The sequence below is a fragment of the Bacteroides sp. genome (assembly GCF_019417265.1).
Lineage (GTDB): Bacteria > Bacteroidota > Bacteroidia > Bacteroidales > Bacteroidaceae > Phocaeicola.
On record NZ_DXVR01000139.1, the window covers coordinates 1 to 5,133 of the forward strand.

Here is a 5,133-nt window from a genome sequence, read left to right on the forward strand (position 1 = left end):
TTGCAATCTGAATTCTTTGTTCGCTATTAGGATATATCCTGTATTTATATGCTTTCAGCATTGGCCATCACCACCTTCTTACCCTTGATTATCTATATATTTTCTTAGCATTTCTTCTGAAACGTTTCCTACACTACAGGCAAATTTTGACATCGGCAATTTCTTTCTATACTTGCATACGAAATAATATGATACTGTAACAAATACTTGTGTCTGTTTTTTGATTCCCATATTCCCATAACGCAAGTATAGCACAAGTCACAACTTTGGGCTACCTTAACCCACCGTCTAAAGCCAGTGGGATTGCGGTAGCCCTCTTTCAAAAATATCAAGACATCTTCGTTTTCCACACAAAAAAAGAGTGGCGGCTCCTTGTTATAGGAACCACCACCCCCTGAAGTTTCGTTTGTTCACACGGCATGATTTTCTCATGGACTTCTTCTCCGGGTGTCAAAATCCCGGCTCTGTCCGAACTTTCTCAATTCTGTTACTCTACCGTAACGCTCTTCGCCAGATTTCTCGGCTTATCTACGTCCAGACCTTTTGCAACAGATACATAGTAGCCCAACAGCTGCAGCGGAATCACAGCCAGACTGCCGACAAAATGCTCGTCCACCTTCGGCACATAGACTGTGAAGTTCACCTGATCTTCCGTCTCATACTTTCCGTAAGTAGTCAGACCCATCAGGTATGCACCACGGCTCTTACATTCCAGCATGTTGCTGATGGTTTTTTCGTACAGCTCACTCTGGGTAAGAACGCCGATGACCAGTGTTCCCTGCTCGATCATGCTGATGGTGCCATGCTTCAGCTCACCCGCAGCGTAGGCCTCGGAGTGGATGTAGCTGATTTCTTTCAGCTTCAGACTTCCTTCCAGGCAGACTGCATAGTCAATGCCGCGACCTACGAAGAACACATCATGTGCGTTGGCATACTTTGCAGCAAACCACTGGATGCGCTCTTTGTCTTCCAGAATTTTCTTCATCTTTTCCGGGATGGTCAGTAGCTCGGAGATATCATAGCTGTACTGTTCTTCGGTGATTTTTTCTCTGACTGTCTCATAAGTTGCTCCTTTCCCTGTCACTTTAGATACCTGCAAATCGACTAGATTATGACGCTATATATTTTCCCAACACCCTTATTTTTGATTAGCTTATCCCTTCTTCTCGCCTGTACCTCACGATACAAACCTTATCTCCCGGTCTTTCTCTGTGATGGTGCTTTCCGAAAAGGAAGCAATCTGCATTTCGGAAATGACGGAGTTCTCAAACTCACCCCGTGGGTCTGCCACATCAAAAATGTCCCCGTCCTCACTCTCCATCATTTCATCCAGAGAGATCGGCTTGCCGGAACGGTTGTGATGCCACTTTCGCATGAAATCGGTCTTGACGGTGCTGCTTGTGGTTTCGTAGTCCTCCACGGTGCGGTTTTCCAAGATAGTATCGATCATGGGCTGCCAGTTCTGTTCTGCAATCACCATATCGGTGACATTGCCGATTAGATTACTGAACTGCTGATAGGTCAGCCACGGCACTTCCACGCCCTGCGGGATGTTGTAAAGGTTTTGGAAGCCAAGTCGGTTCTGTTCAAACTTCATTCGGATGTAAGGAATAATACTGTACGACAACCTCCACAGAGGGAAATATCCTGCATACTGCGTCCAGTTGCCGGGAATGTCACGATAATTGCCCTTGCGGTCTTTCACTTGGAAAAACTGCCATGCGCTCCATGCGTAGCAGTCCCATACAAGCAGCTTAAACATATCATCACATACGATGTGGTCATACTTGTCCGTCCTCAGAACTTCATAGGGGCAGCGGGGCAGATCGTAGGCTGGCTTCCACTTTTCCGCAAGTTCCCTCGGTAGGCTATAAAACAGGGTCAGCCATGACTTGTCGCTGTCCTGCGGTATCTCGATGACCTCACCGGGCAGCACTACAATAAAACCTGTCGGGCCTTTCTGCTTGTCCAAAAGCGTCACCTCCAATCGTTTTGAAATAGCCCTCTACTATATATGGCATGAAAAGGGCTGAATTGTTCCAATGTTTCCAAAATTTTTTAAGATTTTTTGAAATAATCTCGGATTGGTTGGGATAGGATGATTATAGCTTCATTATACTCGAAAACTGTGAATAAATCTATTGCTTTCAGTTAAGGGCAAAAAAATAACGGGTACTCGGATTTTGCACCGAATACCCGTTATCTCGTTTACCACCCCCGTCTGACAGATGCCATAATCGTAATTTCTGGAATTACTTTCTTATTAGCACCCGTGTAACAAGCGATGGCTTTTTTGAACTTCAGTGGTTCATTTTATTTTCGTCATAAACTATACATCAAGAACTTCCACCATCAGCCGCATCCCGACTTTCAGGTCTTCCTCAAAGACGGTCTTTTCCTAGGCGCAGCACACCGTCCCCTGCCGGTCCAGACTTTTACTCTTTTCCCGTCTGTCAATCCACAGCTCCTTCGTGTACTCGCCATTCCTGCCTTTTTTAATTTCGTAAGTGAATGGCAATCCGGAGTAAGTTTTAAATTTCACACCGACATAGGCCACAACTACGCTCCAGAAATTTTCTTCTGTCGGATCACCCCTCCACCGCTTTATCGCTCTGTATCTCCGCTGCCGCTCTGCTCCAACACTGATTTTCTCTTTTTCTGTACTTGGAAAGTACACACCTTTCTGATAAGGCAGGTACGAGGTGACAGAGGCTTTGGATAGGTCAAGGTCTGCTGCGGTTGATAGCAATGCGGTTTTATAGTCTTGTGTTTCCCGGTACTTTTCAAAAGCGTCCTGTACCTTCTCTGCCACATCCGACTCATACACACCAGCCGTGATGAGCGGCTTCCGCTTCTTTCGACCGCCGCCGGGCTTCCGTGGTTTATATCCTCTTTTCACTCCCATATCATCCGTCTTTATTTCTATCACAATCTATATGACGTCCTTCAAAATATACCGTGTGAACTCCTGAAGTTTCCTTTGTCCACACGGCATTATTATCTCATGGACGAAGTCCCTTGACGATAGTCTGAAACTCCTGCTCCGTATCCACAAAGTGGTAAGGTGCGTACTCGCCATACGCAGTTGGCCTGCTGATTGTTACAAGCTGTATTCCCTTATATCCAACGGCCTTATTCAATTCCCTCTTTAATTCTACCAGATGCCTTCCATGCGTTGTTTTCAGAGCGAAACAGCCATGTGCATCACGATCTTTCGCTACCAGATAACACATTATTCAGTACCTCCTTAAATTCATGTTCATTCCGAATCAATCCACTCTCATACTTTTCACGCAGGATACGTCCTGTCTCTATCGGATAATCTTTCTTATACAGGTAATCGTGAAGCCAGTTATTCAACTGTCTGTCAAACAGTGTATTAAACTGAATTTCTATAGGATAGTATTTTCCACTCTTTTGATAATACACATGAACGCCTCTGTATCCGTCGTCCACTGCTTTTCCGCTTGACATATCAGCGATTCGGAACTGAACGGATTCTTCTTCCAATATCTGGTCGTAGCTATCACAAAAAGCCCGGAACCCTAAAATATCATTAAACACCTTGCGTGTCTGATGATCTGGGTAGTAACGGTCATACTTCAGAAGTATAGAATCCAAACTCTTGACTCTGTAATCCAATGCAATACCTGAAAGGATTTCCTGTTCATCCAACCACTCAGTCATTGCTACCAGTTCGGCAATTAATAAGTCTTTATCAAAATAATGCAAATTATTCTTCAACGGAATTCCCAGATGCGATTCAAATGATAATGCATCCAGAATTTCCACTGATAAGCCATTCATTTTCAGTAACTGCTCATTCATAAGCAAACCTCCTGCTTATCAGGATTCTTTACCCATGCTACCACAGATATGCTAAACGATCAAGGCATTAATCGTTTTCATCTCAAACTGGGTATAGATGGCATGGCAACACTTTCTCCGGTATGCTTGAGAAACTCCAAAAACTGTCGTATTACAATGATTTTATTCTCAACAGAACTGCTTTTTCCCGAAAGGGAACCAACCCATTCGTTGATGAAAGCAAGAGGCTTTACGGCAACATTTGGTAAGGATAATACCCTGCGATTTTGTATCCATAATACTTCGGCATCTTAGTCCTCCATGAACTTCCGGTTCTTTTCCTGATAGTCTTGTGTTTCTCGGTAGTAGTATGGGCGCAGATTGTTTGTTGAGTAGACATTTCTGCACTCAAATTTGTTCGGAGAAGTTGCTCGACGGTGGCGTATAAAGCTCACTTATTGCCATATGTCGCTACATACCCGCTTTTCCGGGCATAAAAAAGAAGCCGCCGATTATTGACTAATCGACGACCTCAAAGTACATCAGAGCGTAAAATATTCACTTTTTTCTTTATAAGTGATTAAGCTCACTTATTTCAGTTTGTAATGATTTTCAGTGATTATAATCACTTATTTTTACCAAATGATAGCATCACCCAAAACTCCGGGTGGCGTAAAAAGCTCACTTTTTCTAAGTGAACAAAATCACTTATTTCCAATAGCCATAAGTGAGCTTAATCACTTATTTTTATCGTTCATAGATACAAAAGTAATTTTATTCACTTGTTGAGTAGACTTGTCCGCACTGTCTCCTGCCCACCCGGTCACCTTCCACCTTGCTGCCTTGCAAGCATCCTGGATTCTGACCCGGTTGGCTGCCTTTTGCCGACTTCGCCACACGCCCCTCACATCGCCCCACTGTTGCGTTTAATTGGCGAGACCGAGGAACTTTCCGCAGCGGACACTTCTTCGCCGCACAGGGGCTTTGTGGGGCTTGGATTTTCGTCAAGAGCTTTCCCGTTTTCGACCAAAAACGGAGTGCCTAAATCGAAACTCACAAGTTGCTGTCTGGGGATGCTTTTCCCCTCCAGACGATATGTATTGTTCCGGTTCCACCGCATGTCCCGGTAGATCATCCGCACCAATGCCACGCACTTGATCTCGCAGCTGTTGCTCACAGTCAGCTTCGGTGTCTTATGAGCTCCTGCATCTTCAGCCGTACAGTTCTGCACAGCTACCTGTTTTGCCTCTCGGTTGTACAGAAAACGATAGTGGGTTGGCCAGCCTAATGCTTCCAATGTGCTGCGGAAGATTGTGATCCTTCCAT

The 5,133-nt window shown here is 44.6% G+C and carries 7 protein-coding genes; all 7 read right to left on the bottom strand.

The genetic code is table 11. The features are described from left to right. Nucleotides 1-61: helix-turn-helix domain-containing protein (locus QZ379_RS12785; protein ID WP_349192473.1), on the bottom strand; the 61-nt coding region annotated here is incomplete at its 3' end. Nucleotides 62-487: 426 nt separating this feature from the next. After that, nucleotides 488-1,099, bottom strand: coding sequence for an SIS domain-containing protein (locus tag QZ379_RS11970; RefSeq protein WP_291565063.1), 612 nt, complete (start codon nucleotides 1,097-1,099; stop codon nucleotides 488-490). A gap of 78 nt (nucleotides 1,100-1,177) precedes the next feature. Next, complete coding sequence (locus QZ379_RS11975; RefSeq protein WP_291565066.1) at nucleotides 1,178-1,972, bottom strand: hypothetical protein; 795 nt, start codon at nucleotides 1,970-1,972, stop codon at nucleotides 1,178-1,180. 426 nt (nucleotides 1,973-2,398) lie between these two features. After that, nucleotides 2,399-2,905, bottom strand: a complete 507-nt coding sequence (locus QZ379_RS11980; protein WP_291565069.1) for a hypothetical protein — start codon at nucleotides 2,903-2,905, stop codon at nucleotides 2,399-2,401. A gap of 97 nt (nucleotides 2,906-3,002) precedes the next feature. Further along, entirely contained in the window at nucleotides 3,003-3,233 is a 231-nt protein-coding gene (locus QZ379_RS12790; RefSeq protein WP_117962847.1) for a DUF6718 family protein, read from the bottom strand. Further along, nucleotides 3,205-3,828: a hypothetical protein gene (locus tag QZ379_RS11990; protein ID WP_291565075.1), complete on the bottom strand. Its 624-nt coding sequence runs from the start codon at nucleotides 3,826-3,828 to the stop codon at nucleotides 3,205-3,207. The genes QZ379_RS12790 and QZ379_RS11990 overlap by 29 nt, the downstream gene beginning before the upstream one ends. A gap of 883 nt (nucleotides 3,829-4,711) precedes the next feature. Continuing rightward, on the bottom strand, nucleotides 4,712-5,133 hold a 422-nt coding region (locus tag QZ379_RS11995), incomplete at its 5' end, for a hypothetical protein (protein ID WP_291565078.1).